The sequence below is a fragment of the Streptomyces sp. NPDC053560 genome, from assembly GCF_044544605.1.
GTDB lineage: Bacteria > Actinomycetota > Actinomycetes > Streptomycetales > Streptomycetaceae > Streptomyces.
This window is the reverse complement of record NZ_JBITXI010000020.1, coordinates 81,663-101,852: the sequence shown is the minus strand read 5'-3', so window position 1 is coordinate 101,852 and position 20,190 is coordinate 81,663. Positions and strand designations below refer to the sequence as shown.

Annotated in this window: 16 protein-coding genes; 9 read left to right on the top strand and 7 right to left on the bottom strand. The window is 72.4% G+C overall.

What is annotated here, in order from left to right; translation table 11 throughout:
* Positions 1-111 precede the first annotated feature (111 nt).
* On the top strand, positions 112-1,503 hold the full coding sequence (locus tag ACIGQF_RS35635; protein WP_399719300.1) for an MFS transporter: 1,392 nt from the start codon (positions 112-114) through the stop codon (positions 1,501-1,503).
* On the opposite strand, the gene glgX is transcribed toward ACIGQF_RS35635, so the two are convergent.
* Complete coding sequence (gene glgX / locus ACIGQF_RS35630) at positions 1,457-3,586, bottom strand: glycogen debranching protein GlgX (RefSeq protein ID WP_399719298.1); 2,130 nt, start codon at positions 3,584-3,586, stop codon at positions 1,457-1,459. The genes ACIGQF_RS35635 and glgX overlap by 47 nt on opposite strands.
* A gap of 515 nt (positions 3,587-4,101) precedes the next feature.
* Between glgX and ACIGQF_RS35625 the strand changes: the two genes are divergently transcribed.
* Positions 4,102-5,340: an SAV2148 family HEPN domain-containing protein gene (locus ACIGQF_RS35625; RefSeq protein ID WP_361565340.1), complete on the top strand. Its 1,239-nt coding sequence runs from the start codon at positions 4,102-4,104 to the stop codon at positions 5,338-5,340.
* 125 nt (positions 5,341-5,465) lie between these two features.
* On the opposite strand, the gene ACIGQF_RS35620 is transcribed toward ACIGQF_RS35625, so the two are convergent.
* Positions 5,466-6,230, bottom strand: a complete 765-nt coding sequence (locus tag ACIGQF_RS35620) for an SDR family NAD(P)-dependent oxidoreductase (protein ID WP_399719295.1) — start codon at positions 6,228-6,230, stop codon at positions 5,466-5,468.
* A 221-nt stretch (positions 6,231-6,451) separates the two neighbouring features.
* Between ACIGQF_RS35620 and ACIGQF_RS35615 the strand changes: the two genes are divergently transcribed.
* Positions 6,452-7,162: an exonuclease domain-containing protein gene (locus ACIGQF_RS35615; protein ID WP_399719291.1), complete on the top strand. Its 711-nt coding sequence runs from the start codon at positions 6,452-6,454 to the stop codon at positions 7,160-7,162.
* 33 nt (positions 7,163-7,195) lie between these two features.
* Here the strand turns inward: ACIGQF_RS35615 and ACIGQF_RS35610 are convergent, their stop codons facing one another.
* The 3 genes from ACIGQF_RS35610 to ACIGQF_RS35600 form a co-directional block, all read right to left on the bottom strand.
* Positions 7,196-7,546, bottom strand: a complete 351-nt coding sequence (locus ACIGQF_RS35610) for a VOC family protein (RefSeq protein WP_399719288.1) — start codon at positions 7,544-7,546, stop codon at positions 7,196-7,198.
* 126 nt (positions 7,547-7,672) lie between these two features.
* Positions 7,673-8,536, bottom strand: coding sequence for an SAM-dependent methyltransferase (locus tag ACIGQF_RS35605; RefSeq protein ID WP_399719286.1), 864 nt, complete (start codon positions 8,534-8,536; stop codon positions 7,673-7,675).
* Positions 8,537-8,746: 210 nt separating this feature from the next.
* On the bottom strand, positions 8,747-9,658 hold the full coding sequence (locus ACIGQF_RS35600; RefSeq protein WP_399719283.1) for an aminoglycoside phosphotransferase family protein: 912 nt from the start codon (positions 9,656-9,658) through the stop codon (positions 8,747-8,749).
* 512 nt (positions 9,659-10,170) lie between these two features.
* On the opposite strand from ACIGQF_RS35600, the gene ACIGQF_RS35595 reads away from it, so the two are divergent.
* From ACIGQF_RS35595 to ACIGQF_RS35570, 6 genes are all read left to right on the top strand, one after another.
* Positions 10,171-11,100: a carbohydrate ABC transporter permease gene (locus tag ACIGQF_RS35595; RefSeq protein WP_399719280.1), complete on the top strand. Its 930-nt coding sequence runs from the start codon at positions 10,171-10,173 to the stop codon at positions 11,098-11,100.
* On the top strand, positions 11,097-11,969 hold the full coding sequence (locus tag ACIGQF_RS35590; RefSeq protein WP_399719277.1) for a carbohydrate ABC transporter permease: 873 nt from the start codon (positions 11,097-11,099) through the stop codon (positions 11,967-11,969). The genes ACIGQF_RS35595 and ACIGQF_RS35590 overlap by 4 nt, the downstream gene beginning before the upstream one ends.
* 206 nt (positions 11,970-12,175) lie before the next feature.
* A complete protein-coding gene (locus tag ACIGQF_RS35585; RefSeq protein ID WP_399719416.1) occupies positions 12,176-13,495 on the top strand; it encodes an ABC transporter substrate-binding protein in 1,320 nt (439 codons plus the stop codon).
* Positions 13,496-13,770: 275 nt separating this feature from the next.
* Positions 13,771-14,973, top strand: coding sequence for a S8 family serine peptidase (locus tag ACIGQF_RS35580; RefSeq protein WP_399719274.1), 1,203 nt, complete (start codon positions 13,771-13,773; stop codon positions 14,971-14,973).
* Between the two features lie 180 nt (positions 14,974-15,153).
* Entirely contained in the window at positions 15,154-16,176 is a 1,023-nt protein-coding gene (locus ACIGQF_RS35575; RefSeq protein ID WP_399719271.1) for a LacI family DNA-binding transcriptional regulator, read from the top strand.
* Positions 16,177-16,246: 70 nt separating this feature from the next.
* Positions 16,247-16,540, top strand: coding sequence for a YkvA family protein (locus tag ACIGQF_RS35570; protein ID WP_399719268.1), 294 nt, complete (start codon positions 16,247-16,249; stop codon positions 16,538-16,540).
* A gap of 16 nt (positions 16,541-16,556) precedes the next feature.
* Here the strand turns inward: ACIGQF_RS35570 and ACIGQF_RS35565 are convergent, their stop codons facing one another.
* A complete protein-coding gene (locus ACIGQF_RS35565) occupies positions 16,557-17,609 on the bottom strand; it encodes a family 43 glycosylhydrolase (protein ID WP_399719265.1) in 1,053 nt (350 codons plus the stop codon).
* Positions 17,610-17,667: 58 nt separating this feature from the next.
* On the bottom strand, positions 17,668-20,190 hold the full coding sequence (locus tag ACIGQF_RS35560) for an alpha-L-arabinofuranosidase C-terminal domain-containing protein (protein ID WP_399719263.1): 2,523 nt from the start codon (positions 20,188-20,190) through the stop codon (positions 17,668-17,670).

The following is a 20,190-nucleotide window of genomic DNA, read 5'->3' as shown; positions in this document are numbered from 1 at the left end:
GTACCCGCGCGGTGCCTTGTTGCTTCATCCGATCGGGCGGGGTGTGCCCCGTTTTTCCTTCGTACGTCCTGCCCATACGGGCGCCGGCGCCCCTCCCGATAGCGTCGTGCGATGACCGCTGCCCTGGCCACCTACCGCACCGTGCTCGCCACCAGTGGCCCGGTGCTGCCCGCCGTCTCCTTCCTCGGCCGGCTGCCCACGGCCATGTGCCAGCTCGGCAGCGTCCTGCTGGTCGCCGAGACCAGCGGCAGCCTGGCGACGGCGGGCGTGGCCGGCGGCGCGCTGGCCGCCGGACAGACGGTGGCCGGGCCGCTCATCGGCCGGCTCGCCGACCGGCACGGCCAGCGTCCGGTGGTCCTGGCGGCCTGCTGGGCCAACGCCCTCGCCGTCGCCGCCCTCGTGCTCGCCGCGCTGTCCCACCTGGCCATGCTTCCGCTGGCCTTCCTAGGGCTGCTCGCCGGACTGACCGTCCCCCAGGTGGGGCCGCTCGCCAGGACCCGGATGGTCGCGCTGGTACGGCGGAGCGGGGCCGACGAGCGCACCGTGAACGCCGCGCTGTCCTGGGAGGGCACGCTGGACGAGGTGTCCTTCGTGCTGGGCCCCGCCCTCGTGGGCGTCGCCGCGTCGGCCGCCCATCCCGCCGTCGCGTTGGGGCTGGCGGCGCTGCTCCTGGCCGGCTGCGGCTCGGCGTTCGCGCTGCACCCGACGGCGCGGCTGACGGCCCCCGGGGCGCGGGCGGCGGGCGGGCCCACGGCGTACGGCCGTACCGCACACCCCGGGCGGCCGCTCTCCCGGCGGCAGCGACACGCCGAGGCGCGAGAACGCCGCAGGGCGGCTCGGCGGGACCGGCCCGGCATCCCGCGGGCCGCGCACGTCCTGCGCGTCTCCATGGCCCTGCAGGGCGCCATGTTCGGCGCCTCACAGGCCGGCATCACCGCGCTCACCGAGCGGCTCGGCGCTCCCGGCCACGCGGGTCTGGTCTACGCCGCCATGGGCGTCATGAGCGCCGTGGCCGGGCTGTCGCTGGTCCTCGTCCCGGCCCGCGTCGGCCTGCCGGCCCGCTGGCGGGCCGCCGCCGTGGGCCTGACCGTGCTCTCCGTACCGCTGCTCTTCGTCGGCTCCCTCGGAGCGCTGTACGCGGTGGTCGTGGTGCTCGGGGTGGCCTTCGCGCCGCACCTCATCACGATCTTCGCGCTCACCGAACGGCTGGTCCCCGCCCGCCGGATGGCCGAGTCGATGGCCTTCCTGACCAGCTCGGTCGTCGGCGGGCAGGCCCTCGCGCTGGCCCTGTCCGGGCGGCTGGCGGAGTCCTACGGCCCAGTCGCCGCCTTCGCCGTGGCGGTCGCCGCCGCCGTCCTCGTGCTGTGCCTCGCGCTGACCGTCCGCTTCCGCACCCGGCCCGCCACGCCCCCGTACGGAGGCGTCGGGCCGGGCACAGGAGCGGACGGGGCCTCCGTCAGGCGGGCCGCTGGAGCACCATCAGACTCCGCCCCACCAGCGTGAGCGTGTCCCCGGCGCGGACCTTCGGGCCGCCCTCGGCGACCGCCTTCGGGGTCGCGGTGTCGACCACGGCCTGCCACTGCCGCCCGTGGTCGATCGGCACGGTGAACTCCTTCTCCTCGCCGTGCGCGTTGAAGAGCAGCAGGAAGGAGTCGTCGGAGATCCGCTCCCCGCGCTTGCCCGGCTCGGAGATCGCGCTGCCGTTGAGGAAGACCATCAGCGACTTGGCGTGCGCCGCCTGCCAGTCGCGCTGCTTCATCTCCTCGCCCTCGGCGGTGAACCACGCGATGTCCGACAGCTCGTCGTGCGTGCCCTCCATGGGGCGCCCGTGGAAGAAGCGGCGCCGCCGGAACACCGGGTGGTCGCGCCGCAGCCACACCATCTGGCGCACGAACTCCAGCAGTTCCAGGGGCTCCTTGCCCCCGCCGTCCTCGCCCGCCTCGGGCCAGTGCACCCACGCCAGCTCGTTGTCCTGGCAGTAGGCGTTGTTGTTGCCCTGCTGGGTGCGGCCGAACTCGTCCCCGTGGCTGAGCATCGGCACGCCCTGCGAGAACATCAGGGTGGCGATGAAGTTGCGGATCTGCCGGGCCCGCAGTTCGAGCACCTCGGGGTCGTCCGTCTCGCCCTCGGCGCCGCAGTTCCAGGAGCGGTTGAAGCTTTCGCCGTCCCGGTTGTCCTCGCCGTTTGCCTCGTTGTGCTTGTCGTTGTACGACACGAGGTCGTGCAGGGTGAAGCCGTCGTGGCAGGTCACGAAGTTGACGGAGGCCAGCGGCCGGCGCCCGTCGCCCTGGTACAGGTCGGAGGAACCGGTCAGCCGGGACCCGAACTCCGCGAGCGCGCGGGGTTCGCCGCGCCAGAGGTCGCGCACGGTGTCGCGGTACTTGCCGTTCCATTCCGTCCACAGCGGCGGGAAGTTGCCCACCTGATAGCCGCCCTCGCCGACGTCCCAGGGCTCCGCGATCAGCTTCACCTGGCTGACCACCGGGTCCTGCTGCACCAGGTCGAAGAACGACGACAGCCGGTCGACCTCGTGGAACTGCCGGGCCAGGGTCGCCGCAAGGTCGAAGCGGAAGCCGTCCACCCGCATCTCGGTCACCCAGTAGCGCAGCGAGTCCATGATCAGCTGGAGCACGTGCGGGCTGCGCATCAAGAGGCTGTTGCCGGTGCCCGTGGTGTCCATGTAGTACCGCGGGTCGTCCGTGAGGCGGTAGTACGAAGGGTTGTCCAGCCCCCTGAAGGACAGCGTCGGGCCCATGTGGTTGCCCTCGGCGGTGTGGTTGTAGACCACGTCGAGGATGACCTCGATGCCCGCCTGGTGCAGCGCGCGCACCGCCGATTTGAACTCCAGCACCTGCTGGCCGCGGTCGCCCCAGGAGGCGTACGCGTTGTGCGGCGCGAAGAAGCCGATGGTGTTGTAACCCCAGTAGTTCGCCAGCCCCTCGTCCACCAGCCGGTGGTCATTGACGAACTGGTGTACGGGCATCAGCTCCAGGGCCGTGACGCCCAGGTCGCGCAGATGATCGATGATCACGGGATGCGCCAGCGCCGCGTACGTACCCCGCAGCTCCTGGGGGAGCTCGGGGTGCAGCATCGTGAGGCCCTTGACGTGCGCCTCGTACATCACGGTCTCGTGGTAATCCGTACGCGGCGGGCGGTCGTCACCCCAGTCGAAATACGGATTGACGACGACCGACGCCATCGTGTGCGGCGCCGAGTCCAGATCGTTCCGGCTGTCCGGCTTCCCGAAGTGGTAGCCGTAGACCGCCTCGTCCCAGTCGATGCTGCCGCTGACCGCCCTGGCGTACGGGTCCAGCAGCAGTTTCGCGGAATTGCAGCGGAGACCCTGCGCCGGCTCGTACGGGCCGTGCGCCCGGAAGCCGTACCGCTGCCCCGGCATGATGCCGGGCAGATAAGCGTGACGGACGAAGGCATCGGACTCGCGGAGCTCGACGGCCGTCTCCGAACCGTCGTCGTGCAGCAGACACAGCTCGATACGTTGTGCCGCCTCGGAGAACACCGCGAAATTGGTGCCCGCACCGTCGTACGTGGCACCTAGCGGATACGCCTGTCCCGGCCAGACCTGCATGCGTCGACTCTTCCACTTCCTAGAGGGGCGCCGCGACGGACTGACGACCGCGGACCGAACCGGAATTCTTCCCCGATGAGCGCCAAACAGTGGGACGTTCGCGAGATCTTCGCCGAAAGTCAGGCAACCTGCCGCGAATGAGGGTCCTCCGACCGGGGGAACGATCAGGTGTCCGACCTCAATCACGATGTATAGCGACATAATGCGCCGCAAGGTGCTTACTGGGCGTGTCGCGACTCCTGGGCAATCATTTTCGGCCTCGTTCCCGACGGCCTCCGGAATCCCTCCGTACCCCTGACGAGGTGCGTGACGAGGGGAGAGTCCGCCGGGACTCCCGTGCGGCTCCCCGCCGCACGACTATGACTCCGCTCACGCCCGCTTCCCTTTCCGGACACAACGGGCACGGCGAATAAGGGGAGTTGGTGGAAGAGTCGGCGCATCCGGCTGCACCCTCTCCCGGACCCGCAGTAGGGTGCCTTGATCGTTGGCACGGAGGTTCGGAAGGCGGTGTACAGGTGAGCTCGGGCGGGTTGGAGTTGCCTCCTGGTGACGATGGTCATGAGGGCGGCTCCATCGACGCACCGCCCGGCGCGGTGTCCCTCGCACGCCCCCTGGAGATCGGGGCGGAGCTGGAGTGGGACGCCGAGGCCTGGAGCGAGGTACGCACCCGCGCCAGACGCGCCGGGCGTGCCTACATCTGGCTCAATCTGGTCGAACAGCGGCTGCGTGCCGTGGTCGCGGCCGTGCTGCGCCCCATCTACGAGCCGGTGCACGGCGACGAATGGGTGGTCGCGGCGGCCGGGCCCGCCGGCCAGGAGTGGGTGCAGCGTGCCGTCGCCGTACGCGAGGTCAGCCGCCGCAAGGGCTACCTCCTCGACCCGGCCGACGACAACATCATCAGCTTCCTCACCCTTCCGCAGCTGCGCGAGCTGATGGTCCAGCACTGGCCCTGCTTCGAGCCGTACTTCGACGACCGGCGCGACGTCGAGCTGGGGCTGGACGAGCTGGAGGTGGCCCGGAACATCGTCTCCCGCAACCGCGCGCTCTCCGAGACGGTGCTCGCCCAGGCCGAACGCGCCTCCGCGCGCCTCCTGGAGATACTGGGCTCCGGCATCGGCACCCGTACGGCCGGGCGGCTGCCCATCGACGCGGTCGAGGACCTCGTGGGCGACCGCTACGCCGACGTCGTGGGCGTTCACTCCGACCGGGTACGCCTCCAGCGCCAGCTGCCCGCCGAGGACCTCTTCGGCGGCGCGCGCCGCCTCGACGCCGTCGGCATCGGCCTGAACCTGCTCGTCCAGAACTACTCGGGCCGCCGGCTGGTCCGGCTCGCCGAGTCCGGCTGCCGCGTACGGCTGCTCTTCCTCAACCCGGCCAGCAGCGCGGTCCGCCGCCGTGAGCGGGAGCTGGGCCTGAAGAAGGGCGAGATGAGCCGGTCGATCGAGATGAACATCATGCACATGCGGCGGGTGCGGGCCCGGCTGCGCGACCCCGGTGCGTTCGAGATCCAGGTCTTCGACGAGACCCCGCGCTTCACGGCGTACCTCGTCGACGGCGACGGCCCGGGCGGCATCGCCGTCGTGCAGTCCTACCTCCGCAAGAGCCGCGGCATGGAGGTGCCGGTCCTGGTGCTGCGCGGCGGCGGCCGGGAGGTCGTGCGCCACGAGGACGGCCGGGAGAGCGACCACGGACTCTTCGAGGTGTACCGCGAGGAGTTCGAGAGCGTGTGGGCGGACGCGCGGCCGGTGTCCTGACACTGAGGCCCGGTGCCTCACCGGCCGCGGTCCCGGGCGTCCCGGCCGCGGACCCGGGCGTCCCGGCCGCGGTCCCGGGCGGTCCCGGCCACGGCTCAGCGGTCCCGGCCACGGTTCAGGGCGTGTCAGGGCGTGCCCGTGATGCCGCCGTCCACCCGCAGCTCGATGCCGTTGACGTAGTCGGCCAGGGGGCTCGCGAGGTACAGCACCGCGCCCGCGATGTCCTCGGCGCGCCCCAGGCGCCCCACGGGATTGGGCGCGTACCGGGCCGCCGCGTCCGCCGCCGTCTCGCCGCGCTCCTCGAACATCCGGCGCATCGAGGGTGTTTCGATGACACCGGGGCTGACGCAGTTCGCCGTGACGCCCGTGCCGGCCAGGTGCCCGGCCAGGCTGGTCGTCATGTTCACCACGGCGGCCTTGGCGGCGGAGTACTCGACCATGTTGGGCAGCGGGGTCCGTACCGCCCGGGTGCCGATGTTGATCACCCGGCCCCAGCCGTGCGCGCGCAGCGAGGGCAGCAGTGCCTGGGTGAGCCGCGCCGCGGAGAACACGTTGCCCTCGAACGCCGTCCGCCAGTCTTCGGGCCGTACGGAGTCCCAGTCGTGCTCCACGAACGGCCCGGCGTTGTTGACCAGGACGTGCGCCCCGAAGTCGCGCGCCGCGGCGGCCACCCGCTCCACGCCGCCGGGCTCCCCGAGGTCGCCGAGCACGACGTCGGCGCGGACGCCGTGGTCCGTCACCCGGCGCGCGACCCCGGCGGCGGCGTCCGCGTTCCGCCCGTGCACCAGCACGTCACAGCCCTCTGCCGCCAGCATCCCGGCGACCGCCGCCCCGATGCCGCCGCTGCTTCCCGTCACCACCGCGCGCCGTCCGGCCAGTTGAAGATCCATACCGGCGACCCTACGGGCGGCGGGCGGGGCGCGCCGGGTGGTTGTGGGACGCGGGTGCCGGCGGCGGGAGGCGCGCGCCGGCGAGTCGGGGCGGGCCGGCGAGGGGATCCGGCGGCGTTGTCAGTGGTGCGTGGGAGAGTGAGGGAACACGAGATCACAGCCGTACGACACGGGCGGACGATCGCGTGCGACACGGGGGACGCACCACCGAAGGAGGCCGCATGAGCTGGCACAAGGAACCACTGGTCGGCTTCGACCTGGAGACCACGGGCACCGACGTCGAGACCGACCGGGTCGTCACCGCCGCCGTCATCCGGCTCGACGGGGCGGGAGCGGCGGCACCGGCACTGAGCTGGGTCCTCGACCCGGGCGTGCCGATACCGTCCGAGGCCTCGGCCATCCACGGCTTCTCGACCGACTACGTGCGGCAGCACGGCCGTCCGGCCGCCGTGGGCCTGGCCGAGATCACCGATGCGCTCGCCGCCGCGCTGGGCGCGGGCCTCCCGCTCGTGGTGATGAACGCCCGGTACGACCTCTCGCTGCTGGACCGCGAGTGCCGGCGGCACGGCGTGGAGCCGCTGTCCGAACGGCTCGGCACGGACCCGGCGCCGGTCGTCGACCCGCTCGTCCTCGACAAGCACCTCGACCCCTACCGAAAGGGGAAGCGCACCCTTCAGGCGCTGTGCGCGCATTACGGCGTGGCGCTGGACGCGGCGCACGAAGCGGGGGCGGACGCCGTGGCCGCGGTCGGCGTGGCCCGCCGAATAGGCGCGAAGCACCCGGAGGTCGCCGGGCTCACGCTGCCCGCGCTGCATGCCCTCCAGCGCCGGGCGGCGGCGGACCAGGCCGCCTCCTTCCAGCGCTACTTGCGCCGTACGAGCAACCCCGCGGCCCACGTGGAACCGGCCTGGCCGCTGATACCGCGGGGGTGAGGCGCGGCGCGAGTGAGGGCGTGAGGGCGGGGGTCAGCGGCGGTGGCTCAGCACGTTGACCACCTTGCCGTTGGGGTCGCGGACGAAGAAGCGCCGTACGCCCCACTCCTCGTCCTGCAACGGGTGGACGATCTCCGCGCCCCTCTCCCGCATCGCCTCGTAGGCCGCGTCCACGTCCTCCACCTCCACGCTCATGTCGGGGACGACCGGACCCGTCCGGTCGGCCGTCATGAAGCTGACCTGCGCGGCCGGATGGGACGGGGAGGCGAGCGTCGTGATCCACCCCAGGTCCATGACCTCCTCGAAGCCCAGCAGCCCGTAGAAATCCCGGCTCTCCTCCATCGCCTCGGAGGGGACATTGGGCACGACACGGCGAACGGCCATCGATGACTCCAGACGAGAGGACGAGAGGAACGAGAGGGCGAGCGAACGGCGGGGGAGCGGGGGCGAGGCGGCGGTGGTGGAGGGGAGTGCGGGCGAGGGGGAGGGGGAGAGGGAAGGAGGGGTTCGTTACGGGTGGGCCGGGGGCTCGGTCGGGATCAGGGTCAGGTAGGCGATGCCGAGGAGGTCACGGTAGCCGCTGAGCCAGGATGTGCGGTGCGTGTCGGCGCGTTCGCGGGTCTCGGGAGCCAGCGGGTGGTCGGGATGAGTGGCCAGCCATTCCTCCACGTCGCTGCGGTAGCCCGACTCGAACGTCTCCCACTCGTCGCTGTTCGCGGTCTCCACCCAGGCCGGGCGGAAGCCGGCTTCGACGGCGAGGTCGACCAGTTCTGCCAGGCTCACGTGCTCCTCGGCGGTGGCGCCCGGCCACATCCGCGCCAGTTCCGCCGTGGCCGGCGGGCGCTGCCAGAAGCCCTCGCCGTACAGCACGCGGCCGCCGGGGGCGACGAGGCGGCGCAGTTCGCGCAGTACGGTGCGGAAGTTGTGCGGCGACTCGGGGCCGCTCACGGCGTGGCCGGCGCCGAGGCACAGGACGAGGTCGGCGGGGCCCCTGGCCGTGCCGTGCCCGGACTCCTCGGCGAACTCCACGCGGTCGGCGAGTCCGCGGGCCGCGGCGTTGGTCCGGCCCCTGGCGAGGTCGTCAGCGGCGAGGTCGATGCCGACCCCGGTGGCGCCGGGCGTGGCGTCGAGTACCCGCAGCATGAACTCGCCCCAGCCGCAGCCGATGTCCAGCACGGTGGCCGGACGGGCGGCGGCGAGCCGCTGGATCATCCGCCCGGCGCGTTCCTCGGACAGCGGTCCGTGGAAGTCGAGCCGGGTGAGCCGCGGTGGCCCGTCGTCGGCCCTGGACGCCGGCTGTGCCGCGTTCGCGGGTGCCGGCTGTGTCGCGTTCGCTGGCGGTGTGGGACGCACGGGAGGCGTGGTGTCGGGCATGGGGCGGGACGTTAGTCCGTGAGAGGGCGCGGGCGGTACCGAATAAACCGCGGTACGGCGCCGCTCCGCCCGGGCCGCGGAACCGCGTCGCTCCGATGGGGCCACGGTACCGGGGCGCTCTGCCCGGGTCGCGGTACCGCCTCGCTCCATTGGGGCCGGGAGGCCGCCCCTCTCCACCGGGCCGGGAGGCCGCCTCGCTCCGACGGGGTGTCAGAAGGGGTACCAGCGCACCGAGGCGTCGCCCTCGCGGAGGGAGGCGATGCGGCTGCGGAACTCCTTCAGGGCCGCGGGGTTGCCCGGGGCGTGCTGGGAGACCCAGGCGCAGCTCGCGGTCTCGCGGGAGCCGCGCAATACGGCACAGCCCTCCCAGTCCCGGACGTCCCAGCCGTAGGCCCGTACGAAGATGTCGTACGCCTCGGCACCCAGGCCGTACCGGTCGCGGCTGAGGGCCATGACCACGAGGTCGTGCTCGCGCAGGTCGCGGGAGAAGGTCTCCAGGTCGACCAGGACCGGGCCGTCGGGGCCGACATGGACGTTCCGCGGCAGCGCGTCTCCGTGGATGGGGCCGCGCGGCAGGTGCGGCTCCAGGGCCGTCGCCGCGGCGGCGAACGCGTCCCGCCGGCCGCGCAGGTACTCCGCGTCCTCCCGTGACACCGCGTCCCCCGCCAGCCGCAGCCAGCGCTCCACGCCGCCCAGCAGCTCCCGCCGGGGCAGCTCGAACGGCGGCTCGGGCAGGGCGTGCACCCGTCGCAGCAGCTCGGCGAGGTCGGCGGGCCCGGCGGGGCGTATCGGCTCGGGCAGCCGCTCCCAGAAGGTGACGGGGTGGCCGTCCACCAGCCTCGCCTCGGGCTCGGCGGCGCGCACCGCCGGCACGTCCGACTCCGCCAGCCAGCGGGCCACCCGCAGCTCCCGCTCGGCGCGGGCGAGCAGTTCGGCGCTGCGGCCCACCCGGATCACGGGGCCGGTGTCGCCGACCGCGAAGACGGCGTTCTCGCCGAGGGCGAGCAGCTTGGCGTCCGCCGCGGCGTCCGGTCGTCCGGCCGCGGCCAGCACCTCCCGTGCGCGCGCCTCCGTGAAGGGTGTGCCCGGCACGGAGCCGGCTCCGCCGCTGGCCTCGGTCATGCTGCTGCCTCCTGCGCTCCGTGAGCACCCCGGTGCTCCGACCGCTCCGGTGTCTCGATCACCCACAGTCTCTCAGGCGGGTCCGACAACCCACCCGCGACGGACCACGCACCACCCGGGCTGGCCCCGACCCCGCCCGCACCGGACGGCCCGGACCCCACCCCCACCGGGCCCGCACCACCCGGGACGGCCGGGACCCCGCCCGCACCGGACGGCCCCGATCCTCGCCCGTCCAGGGCGACTCCGATCCCCGCGGGGGCGACTCCGATCCCTGCTAGGGCGACCCACCCCCGCCGGGCCACGCACCGCCCGCCGGGCCACGCGCCCCGACCCAGACGGCCCCGCCCCTCCGCTTCCCGCCGTCCCGCCGCTCACCCGCCCCCGCGATGGCTTGACGGCGTCGCGGGGGGTTACGACTATGACGTCGGCTGTCCGCGTGTACGGGCGCGCGCGGCCGTTCCGTATCGGATGTACCGGACGTTTCGGACCGAGCCGCGTCAAGGAGCCCCGCCGTGACCCTCGTGACCGCGCCACGGCGGTCCGCCCGCCGACCGGCCGGTGCGGGACCGCGCCGTGACCACGGCGTGTGGTTCCTCGTGCTGCCCGCGCTGATACCGATCCTCGTGCTGAGCGTCGGCCCGCTCCTGTACGGAGTGTCGCTGGCCTTCACGGACGCGCAGTCGGGGCGTACCGAACCCACCCGCTGGGTGGGGCTGCTGAACTTCAGCGACCTGTTGCAGGACACGCTGTTCTGGGAGTCCTTCCGGATCGGGCTGGTCTGGGCGGTGGGCGTCACCGTCCCGCAGTTCTTCCTCGCGCTGGGCCTCGCCCTGCTGCTCAACGAGAAGCTGCGGCTGCGCTGGCTGGCCCGGGCGCTGGCCATCGTGCCGTGGGCGATGCCCGAGGTCGTGGTCGGCATCATGTGGCGGCTGGTGTACCACCCGGACGCGGGCGTGCTGAACGACACGCTGCGCACCTTCGGGTTCGGCGGCGGCCACGACTGGCTGAGCGGCCTGGCGACCGCGCTGCCCGCCGTCATCGTCGTCGGCATCTGGGCGGGTCTGCCGCAGACCACCGTGCCGCTGCTCGCCGGCCTGCAGAACGTGCCGCGTGAGCTGCACGAAGCGGCGGCCATGGACGGCGCGGGCGCCTGGCGGCGGTTCCGTACGGTGACCTGGCCCGCGCTGCGTCCGGTGGCGCTGGCCATCACCGCGCTGAACTTCATCTGGAACTTCAACTCGTTCGCGCTGGTCTTCGTGCTGACGGACGGCGGTCCCGGCGGGCGCACCCGGCTGCCGATGCTGTTCGCGTACGAGGAGGCGTTCCGGTACGGGCAGTTCGGGTACGCGGCGGCGATGGGGCTCGCCATGGTCGCCGTCATCGCCGTCCTGCTGGCCGTCTACCTGGCGGGCCGGCTGCGGTCCGAGGAGGACGGCCGATGACCGCCCGTCGCAGAGGACGGCCGATGACCGCTCGTCGCAGGCGTACTGCCGCGGCCCGTGCGGGCCAGTACCTGGCTCTGCTCGGCTATCTGGTCTTCCTGCTGGTGCCCTTCCTGTGGCTGCTGTCCACGGCCTTCAAGCCGCCGCGCGAGCTGGGCAGCATCGCCCCCAGCTGGATCCCGCACGACCCCACCCTCGGCAACTTCCGGGCCGCCTTCGCCGAGCAGCCGCTGCTGCGTTCGGCCGCCAACAGCCTGCTCGCGGCGGCCGGGGCCGCGGTGCTGTCCGTCGTGGTGGCCACGCCGATGGCGTACGTCCTCGCGCGCTTCCGCACCCGCATGGCGCGGGCGGCGACCGGGTGGGTGGTGGTCAGCCAGGCGTTCCCGCTGGTCCTCGTCATCATCCCGCTGTTCCTGCTGCTGAAGGCGGTGGGCCTGGTGGACTCGCTCGGCGGGCTCACCCTCGTGTACCTCGTGTGGTCGCTGCCGTTCGCGCTGTGGATGCTCACCGGGTACGTACGGGCCGTGCCGGCCGAACTGGAGGAGGCGGCAGCCGTGGACGGGGCGGGCCGGGTCCGCACCCTCGTGTCCGTGACCGCGCCGCTCCTCGTGCCGGGCATCGTCGCCACCGGGCTGTTCGCCTTCATCACCGCCTGGAACGAGTTCTTCTTCGCTCTCGTGCTGCTCAAGTCGCCGGAGAAACAGACGATGCCGGTCGTGCTCACGCACTTCCTCGGGGCCGAGGGCGTCGCCGACCTCGGCCCGCTCGCGGCCGCCGCGCTCCTCGCCACCCTGCCCGGGCTGGTCCTCTTCGCCGTCATTCAGCGCCGCATCACGGGCGGCATGCTCGCCGGGGCGGTGAAGCACTGATGCCCGCGCCCACGAAGGCTGCCGCCGCGCCCGCGAAGGCTGCCGCCGTGCCTACGAAGGCTGCTGCCGTGCCTACGAAGGCTGCCGCCGTGCCTACGACGGGCGCCGCCGCGCCTACGACGGGCGCCGCCGCGCCTACGACGGGCGCCGCCGCGCCCGCCCACGCCCCGGTGCGCCGGCGTACCTTCCTGAGCGCCGCCGCCTCCGTGGGGGCCGCCTCCCTGGGGAGCGCCGGCGCGGGGGCCCTGCTCGCCGGGTGTTCCGGCGGGGGTGACGCGGCGGCGCGCCGGCGGCCGCTGCGGTTCCAGTCGCTCGCCTGGCAGGCGGAGTCCGTGGCGGCCAACAAGGCGCTGGTCGAGGAGTGGAACCGGCGGCACCCGCGCACCAGCGTCGAGTACGTGCAGGGCGCCTGGCCCACCGTGCACGACCAGCTGCTGACCGCCTTCGAAGGCGGCGAGGCGCCCGACATCATCCACGACGCCGCCGACGACCTCGCGGACTTCGCGTACGGCGGCAACCTCGCCGACCTCACCGGCCTGCTGCCCGACCGGCTCGCCGCCGACATTCCGCGGCACAGCTGGCGGACCGGCACGTTCGACGGGCGGGTGTACGGCGTGCCGTTCCTCCAGGAGCCGCGCGTCCTGATCGCCAACCGGGAGCTGCTGCGCGCCGCTTCCGGGGTGCGCGTCCCCACGCCGGAGGAGCCCTGGAGCTGGGCGGAGTTCCGCGCGGCGGCCGAGAAGCTGAGCCGCGCCGGGGGCCGCACAGGGAGCCCCGCCGGGAGCCGGGCCGGCGACCGCCGGTACGGAGTGGCCTGGCCGCTGAAGGAACCGGTGTCGGCCACCCTCAATCTCGCGCTCTCCACCGGCGGCCGGCTCTTCCACCGCCGGGCCGACGGCCGGGCCGAGGTCCGGTTCGACGCCGCCGACCAGGTCGTCCCGCGGACCGTCCACGACCAGGTGAACGTCGACGGCAGCGCGGCACGCACCACGCTGGGCATGGGCGGCTCCGACACGCTCCCCGGCTTCTTCGCGGAGCGGTACGCGATGGTGCCGCTCGGGTTCTCGTACCGGCAGCAGATCGTTCAGCAGGCCCCCGAGGGATTCGACTGGACGGTGCTCCCGGCCCCGGCGGACGGCGCGCCGGCCCAGGGCGTGAGCCCGCAGACGCTCTCGATCGCCGCGGACTGCCCGCGGAAGGAATCGGCGATGGCCTTCATCGCCTTCCTGCTGGAGCCCGCCAACATGGCGCGGCTGGCGCTCGGCGACTGGATGCTGCCCACGGGCACGACCGCGCTCCGGGACCCGCGGCTGCGGGTGCGGAAGTACGGCTGGGCGACCGGTACGGCGCTCGCCGGCTCGCTCCACGCGGCGCCGGCCCAGTCCGTGCGCGGCTACCCGGAGTGGAAGGACAAGATCGCCACGCCGGGACTCCAGGAGTACTACAGCGGGGCGATCGGGATGGCGGAGCTGGAGAACCGGCTCGTCGAGGACGGCAACCTCGTGCTCGCCCGGTACCAGCGCTGAGCCTTGTCCACTCCCAGGAAGCAATTATTTCCTCATGTTGCTGCAATGTGACGGGAGTTGAGGCAACCAGAGTCAAGGCGAGTGCTCAATTTGACCGAGTGTGACGGTATTTGCAATTTTGCAATCTTGTTGCCTATGTCACACCGGCGGGGGGCCCTTGAATTGGACGCGTCAATCAGTCAGGGTTTCGAGCCAGCCCGGCGGAGATCTTCTTGTTTCTCCGGGCGATCACGCAACGCTTTCCCCCCACACCACGAACGAGGAGAACCCTCGCCATGGCTCACAAGCGTTCCAGCAAGAAGCGGCTGATCACCGGCATAACCGCCGTAGTCGCCGCCACCGGCATCGCGGCCGTCACCGCGGTCACCGCCGACGCCTCCCCCGCAGAGGGGAAGATCTACGGAGCGAGTGCCAAGTCCGCCGTCAGCGGCAGCTACATCGTCATGCTCAAGGACCAGGCCCGTACGGCGGAGAGCAAGGACCTCGCCGCGGAGTACGGCGGCAAGGTCAAGCGCACCTACAGCTCGGCCATCGACGGCTTCTCCGCCACCGGGCTGAACGAGACCGAGGCCAAGCGGCTCGCCGCCGACCCGGCCGTCGACAAGGTCGTCCAGAACAAGAAGTTCTCCATCGACGGTACCCAGGACAACCCGCCTTCGTGGGGCCTGGACCGCATCGACCAGGAGGACACCGCGGGCGACAAGAAGTACACCTACCCGGACAGCGCGGGTGAGGGTGTCACCGCGTACGTCATCGACACCGGCGTCCGCACCACGCACAAGGACTTCGAGGGCCGCGCGTCCTCCGGCTTCGACGCGGTCGACAACGACGACGACGCCGACGACGGCAACGGCCACGGCACGCACGTCGCCGGCACCATCGCCGGTGCCGCGCACGGCGTCGCCAAGAAGGCCAAGATCGTCGCCGTCCGCGTGCTGGACGACCAGGGCTCCGGCACCACCGAGCAGGTCGTGGCGGGCATCGACTGGGTGACCAAGAACCACAAGGGCCCCTCGGTCGCCAACATGTCCCTCGGCGGCGGCGCTGACGAGGCGCTCGACACGGCCGTGCAGAAGGCCGTCGAGTCCGGTGTCACCTTCGGTGTCGCGGCCGGCAACGAGTCGACCGACGCCGGCCAGGGCTCGCCGTCCCGCGTCAAGGAGGCCATCACGGTGGCCGCCAGCGACAAGGACGACAAGCAGGCGGAGTACTCGAACTACGGCAGCGTCGTCGACATCTACGCCCCGGGCACCGACATCACGTCGGACTGGAACGAGGGTGACGACGCCACCAACACCATCTCGGGCACCTCGATGGCCACCCCGCACGTCGTGGGTGCCGCCGCGGTCTACCTGGCAGGCCACCAGGACGCCAAGCCCGCCGATGTCGCCAAGGCGCTGACCGACGGCGCCACCCCGGACAAGATCTCCAACCCGGGTGAGGGCACGCCGAACAAGCTGCTGAAGATCGTCGAGTAGGACCCGGTCAGGAAGCGGCCTGCCGTGGAACGCGTCCGCGCAGGTCGTGGAGCAGAACCCGCGACGCCGCCCGGCAGGGGCGCCCCTGCCGGGACGGCCGACGGCCGCCGCGCTCGCCCCCACGGGGCGCGGCGGCCGGCGGCGTCGAGTGCCGGAAGCGGAGTGCGTAGCATGGCGCCTGTGGCGCACACGGTGGGTATCAAGGATGTGGCACGCCAGGCCGGCGTCTCCATCGGCACGGTCTCCAATGTGATCAACCGTCCCGACATGGTCGCGAGGGAGACCAGGGAGCGGGTCCAGGCGGCGATCACGGCGCTCGGCTACGTCCGCAGCGAGTCGGCGCGCCAGCTGCGCGCGGGCCGCAGCCGGATCATCGCGCTGCTCGTGCTGGACATGGCCAACCCCTTCTTCGTCGACGTCGCGGCGGGAGCGGAGCGCGCCGCGCGCAAGGCGGGGCTCGGCGTGATGCTGTGCAACAGCGCCCAGAGCCCGGCCGAGGAGTCCGACTACCTCTCCCTCTTCGCCGAGCAGCAGGTACGCGGCGTGATGATCACCCCGGCCGATCTGACCGGCGGCACGCTCGCACGGTTCCGGCCGCGCGGCATCCCGCTCGTCTTCGTCGACCGCGTCCTCGGCAGCGGCGAGGGCTGCTCGGTCTCCGTGGACGACGTGGCCGGCGGCGCGCTGGCGGCCCGGCACCTCGTCGAACAGGGCCACGAAGGGCTGGTCTACATCAGCGGGCCGATGTTCCTGACCCAGTGCCAGGACCGGCGTACGGGGGCACTGCAGGCGCTGCGCGAGGCGGGCCTGCCCGAGTCGGCGCTGCGGCACATCGAGACCGAGCGGATGGACGTGGCGGCGGGCCGGGACGCGGCCGCCCGGCTGCTGGGCATGTCGCCCCGGCCGACCGCCGTGTTCTGCGCCAACGACCTGCTCGCCCTCGGGGCGTTCCAGGCGCTCTACAACGCCGGGGTGGCGGTCCCCGACGACATCGCCCTGGTGGGGTACGACGACATCGAGTTCGCCGCGGCCGCCGCCGTGCCGCTCACCTCCGTACGGCAGCCGGCCCGGCAGATGGGCCGGACGGCGGCCGAGATGCTGATCGAGGAGACCGGCGACCAGGCGGAAGCGCACGAGCACCGCCAGGTCGTGCTCGCGCCGGAACTGGTGGTCCGTGCTTCCTCCCTCCCGGGCCGGGCCTGAGCGTTCCCGGTACGGCCCGCCGCAGTGCGAAGCTTGAGGGCACGGCACGTCGGCGGACCGAGGAGGCGGGATGAGCACCGAAGCGTGGATCGTCGTGGTGGTCGCGGGGGTGCTCGTCCTGGTGACGCTCGTCCTCGCCGTCCGCCTCCTGGTGCGGCTGGTCAAGGCCCGCGGGCTGCTGCGCGAGGCCGGCATCCCCGTGCAGAACAAGGCCGTGTTCTGGGGCGCGATCCTCTACCTCGTCTCCCCGGTCGACCTGCTGCCGGACCCCGTGTACCTCGACGACATCGGCATCCTGCTGCTGGCGCTCCGCTCCCTGTACTCCGCGGCGGAGGCCGCGGGCCTGCGCCCCCGCCGCGACTGAGCACAGGGCGTGCCGGTCAGCGGGCCGTGTCCGGCACCGGCACGCCGAAGTCGGGCGTGCCGTCGGCGCGCCAGCCCAGGGTCTGGACGCGGGTGTGCCGGTTGGGGTCGTTCAGGGGATCGCCGGTGATGTCCTTGTACTGCCGCGCGTGGTACACGAGGACGTCGGTGCGGCCGTCCTCGGCGACCGTGAAGCTGTTGTGTCCGGGCCCGTACTGGCCGGTGGCGTCGTTGCTGGTGAAGACCGGTACCGGGGACTTGGTCCAGGAGGCCGGGTCGAGCAGGTCGGCGCGCGCGTCGGCGGTCAGCAGCCCCATGCAGTAGTTGCTGTCGGTGGCGCTGGCGGAGTACGTCAGGAAGACCCTCCCGTTGCGTACGAGGACCGAGGGCCCCTCGTTCACCTTGAAGCCGATGGTCTCCCAGTCCAGTGTGGGGGAGGAGAGCCGGACCGGCGGGCTGCCGAGCGTCCAGGGGTTGCGCAGCCGGGCGATGTAGAGGTTGGAGTTGTTCACGATGCCCGGCTCCTGCTGGGCCCAGATCAGGTAGCGGACGCCGTGGTGGGTGAAGGTGGAGGCGTCGAGGGAGAAGGTGTCCCAGGCGGTGGTGAGCCGGCCCTTCTCGGTCCATGTCCCCTTGAAGGGGTCGGGGTGGCTGTTCTCCAGGACGTACATCCGGATCTTCCAGATGTCTTCGGCGGAGCCCGCGGCGAAGTAGATGTACCAGCGGCCGTCGATGTGGTGGATCTCCGGCGCCCAGATGTGGGCGCCCATCTCACCGGTGGTGTGCTTGCGCCACAGCACTGCCTCGGCGGCGTCCGTCAGGCCGCGCAGCGTGCGGGAGCGGCGCAGGACGATGCGGTCGTACTCCGGGACGGTCGCGGTGAAGTAGTAGAAGCCGTCGGTGTGGCGGTGGATGTGCGGGTCGGCGTGCTGCCGCACGAGGGGGTTGGGGCAGGGGGCAGCGGGGTGGTGCCGGACGGCGGCCGCGGCGTGTGCCGTGCCCGGTAGCGCGGCGGCGGCGCCCACGGCCAGCGTGCCCAGCAGGACGCCTCTTCGGGTGGGTGCGTGCATGGTGCTGTCCTCCGTGGTCGGCGGGGCGGCCGCCGGCCGGGCGGCCGCCCCGGGAACGTCAGCCGCGCTTGATCCGCAGGAAGGTGACCGAGTCGGCCGGGAAGGTGTACGTGAACTGGCGGCCGACGCCGCGCAGGGTGGAGGTGCGGGGTGCGATCGGCTGTGCCTCGGCGGTGTTCTCCGCGTCCGGGTCGCCCTGGAGCGTGGTCAGGCGGGCGGTCGAGGACGCCGGCCGGGCGCCGAGGTCGATCCGGGTCCGGGCGGCCGTTTCCTGCGCGTTGACGACCTTGACGATCAGCTCGCCGGTCTTCCGGTCCTCGGTCACGACCTGGCGGAACGGCTCCGCCTTGGCGTCGTCGGTGAACTCGCCCCACTTCTTGCCGTCGAGGTACAGCGTCACCTGCCGGCCGCGCACCTTGACCTCGATGTCGTAGCTCCGGCCGGTCTCGATCCTCGTGGCGTCCTCGGTCAGCGTCTGCTTGGCGCCGCCGGTGGTCTTCTCCACGGCGGAGCGGGTGTTGCCCCAGCCGCCGAGGTTCCACCAGTAGTGGTTGCCGGTGTCCTGGACGCCGAAGGCGACGAGGAAGCCCTCCTTGCCGGCCTTCTTGGTGGCCTTCACGTGCAGGTCGTAGTTCTGCCAGCCGGTGTCGCCGGCGGTGACGAGGGTGTTCTCGGCCGCGGCGTCGGACTGGACGTACGCGCCGTCCTCGACCTTCCAGCTGCCGCGGCCGGCGGCCTCGGTCCACTGGCCGGCGCCGCCCGAGAAGTCGTCGCCCAACAGCGTCCTCCCGTCCGCGCCGGTGACCCGCACGTCGTCGTACGCGGCCGCGGTGGCCCAGGTGGACAGGCCGACGGCGCCGGTGATCGGCGCGGTGGTGGCCGGGGTGCCGGAGGCGGTGCTCGGCACGACCCGGTCGCCGGTGTTGTTCATGAACAGCTTCTGGACCTCGTAGCTCGTCGAGCCCCAGGACTTCTGTCCGTCGAACCAGATCATGTCGGGGCGCCACTGCACGGAGTCGGTGCGCGCGAGCAGCGGGGCGTAGGAGGCGAGCTCGACCACGTCGGCGTTGCGTTCCAGGCCCGTCATGAACGCGGCCTCGGACAGCGCGTTGCGGAAGCGGTTGTCCTGGGAGGCGTACTCGCCGAGGAAGACCTTGGGGCCCTTGCGGTCGTAGGAGTCGTAGCGTGCGTTGTTCTCCAGGAACCACTGCGGGCTGTTGTAGTAGTGCTCGTCGACCATGGCGACGCCGGCGTCGCGGTTGAGCTGCCAGGCGCGGTCGAAGGTGGTGCCGCTGTCGTCGGGCCCGGAGTTGCTGATGACGGTGATGTCCGGGTACTTCGCCTCGATGGCGGCGCGGAACTCCTTGAAGCGGGCGAAGAACTCGTCGGGGAGGTTCTCCTCGTTGCCCACTTCGAGGTGGGTGAGGCGGAAGGGCTTCGGGTGGCCCATCTCGGCGCGCTTCCTGCCCCACTCCGAGGTCACCGGGCCATTGGCGAACTCGATCAGGTCCAGGGTGTCCTGCACGTGCCGCTTCAGCAGGGCCGGGTCGTCGGTGGCCTTGTTCTGGCCGCAGCCGGTGACCAGCGCCGGGACGACCGGCAGCGGCATGGCGCCGATGTCCTCGGCGAACTGGAAGTACTCGTAGTAGCCGAGGCCGTAGGACTGGTTGTAGCCCCAGAAGTTGGCGTTGGTGGCGCGCTGCTCGACCGGGCCGACGGTGTCCTTCCACTGATACGAGCGCTTGCGCCGGTAGCCGGACGCCGCGTCGTACCCCTCGTGGCTGCCGGTGTTGACCAGGCAGCCGCCGGGGAAGCGCACGAAGCCGGGGCCGAGCGCGGCGATCTTCTCGGCGAGGTCCTTGCGCAGCCCGTTCGGGCGGCCCTTGTAGGTGTCCTTCGGGAAGAGCGAGACCATGTCGAGCGCGGCGGGCCCGTCCGCGGCGACGGCCAGCCGCCCGGTGGTGCTCGCCCGGGTCGCGGTGAACGCTGCCGTGTACTTGGTCCAGCCGCCCCGGACGGCGACGCGGCGGGTCCGGGCGAGCTCGCCGTCGGCGTCCCGGAGGGTGACGGTGAGGGCGGTCGCGCGGTCGGCGCGGGCCCAGACGGAGAAGTCGTACCGCTCGCCCTTGCGCACGGTGACGCCGGTGCCGTAGCCGGAGTTGGTGACCGAGGAGCCGGCGCCCAGCGCGAGGTAGGTGCGGTTGCGCGCGTTCAGCCGGCCGTCGTCGTTCACGACCTTCGCAGAGCCGGTGGTGTCCCATGAGGTCAGCGGAGTGTACGCGGCGTTGTCGGCGGTGGCGTACTCGAACGAGCGGTTCTGGAGGAGTTCGGCGTACAGGCCGCCGTCGGCCGCCCGGTTGATGTCCTCGAAGAAGACGCCGTACATGGTGTCGTCGATGGCCGGGCCGCGGCTGCCCGGGTCGACGTCCAGGGTGTAGTCGGTGACGTCCGCCGCCGCCGGGGGAGCGGCGAGGGCGGGCACCGCGAGCGCGACGGCCAGCGCCCCGGTGAGGAGGGCGAGCCGGCCGCGTCTTCGCGGCCGGGGCCGGGCGGCGGCGGATGCGGGTGCCGTGGTGGGCAT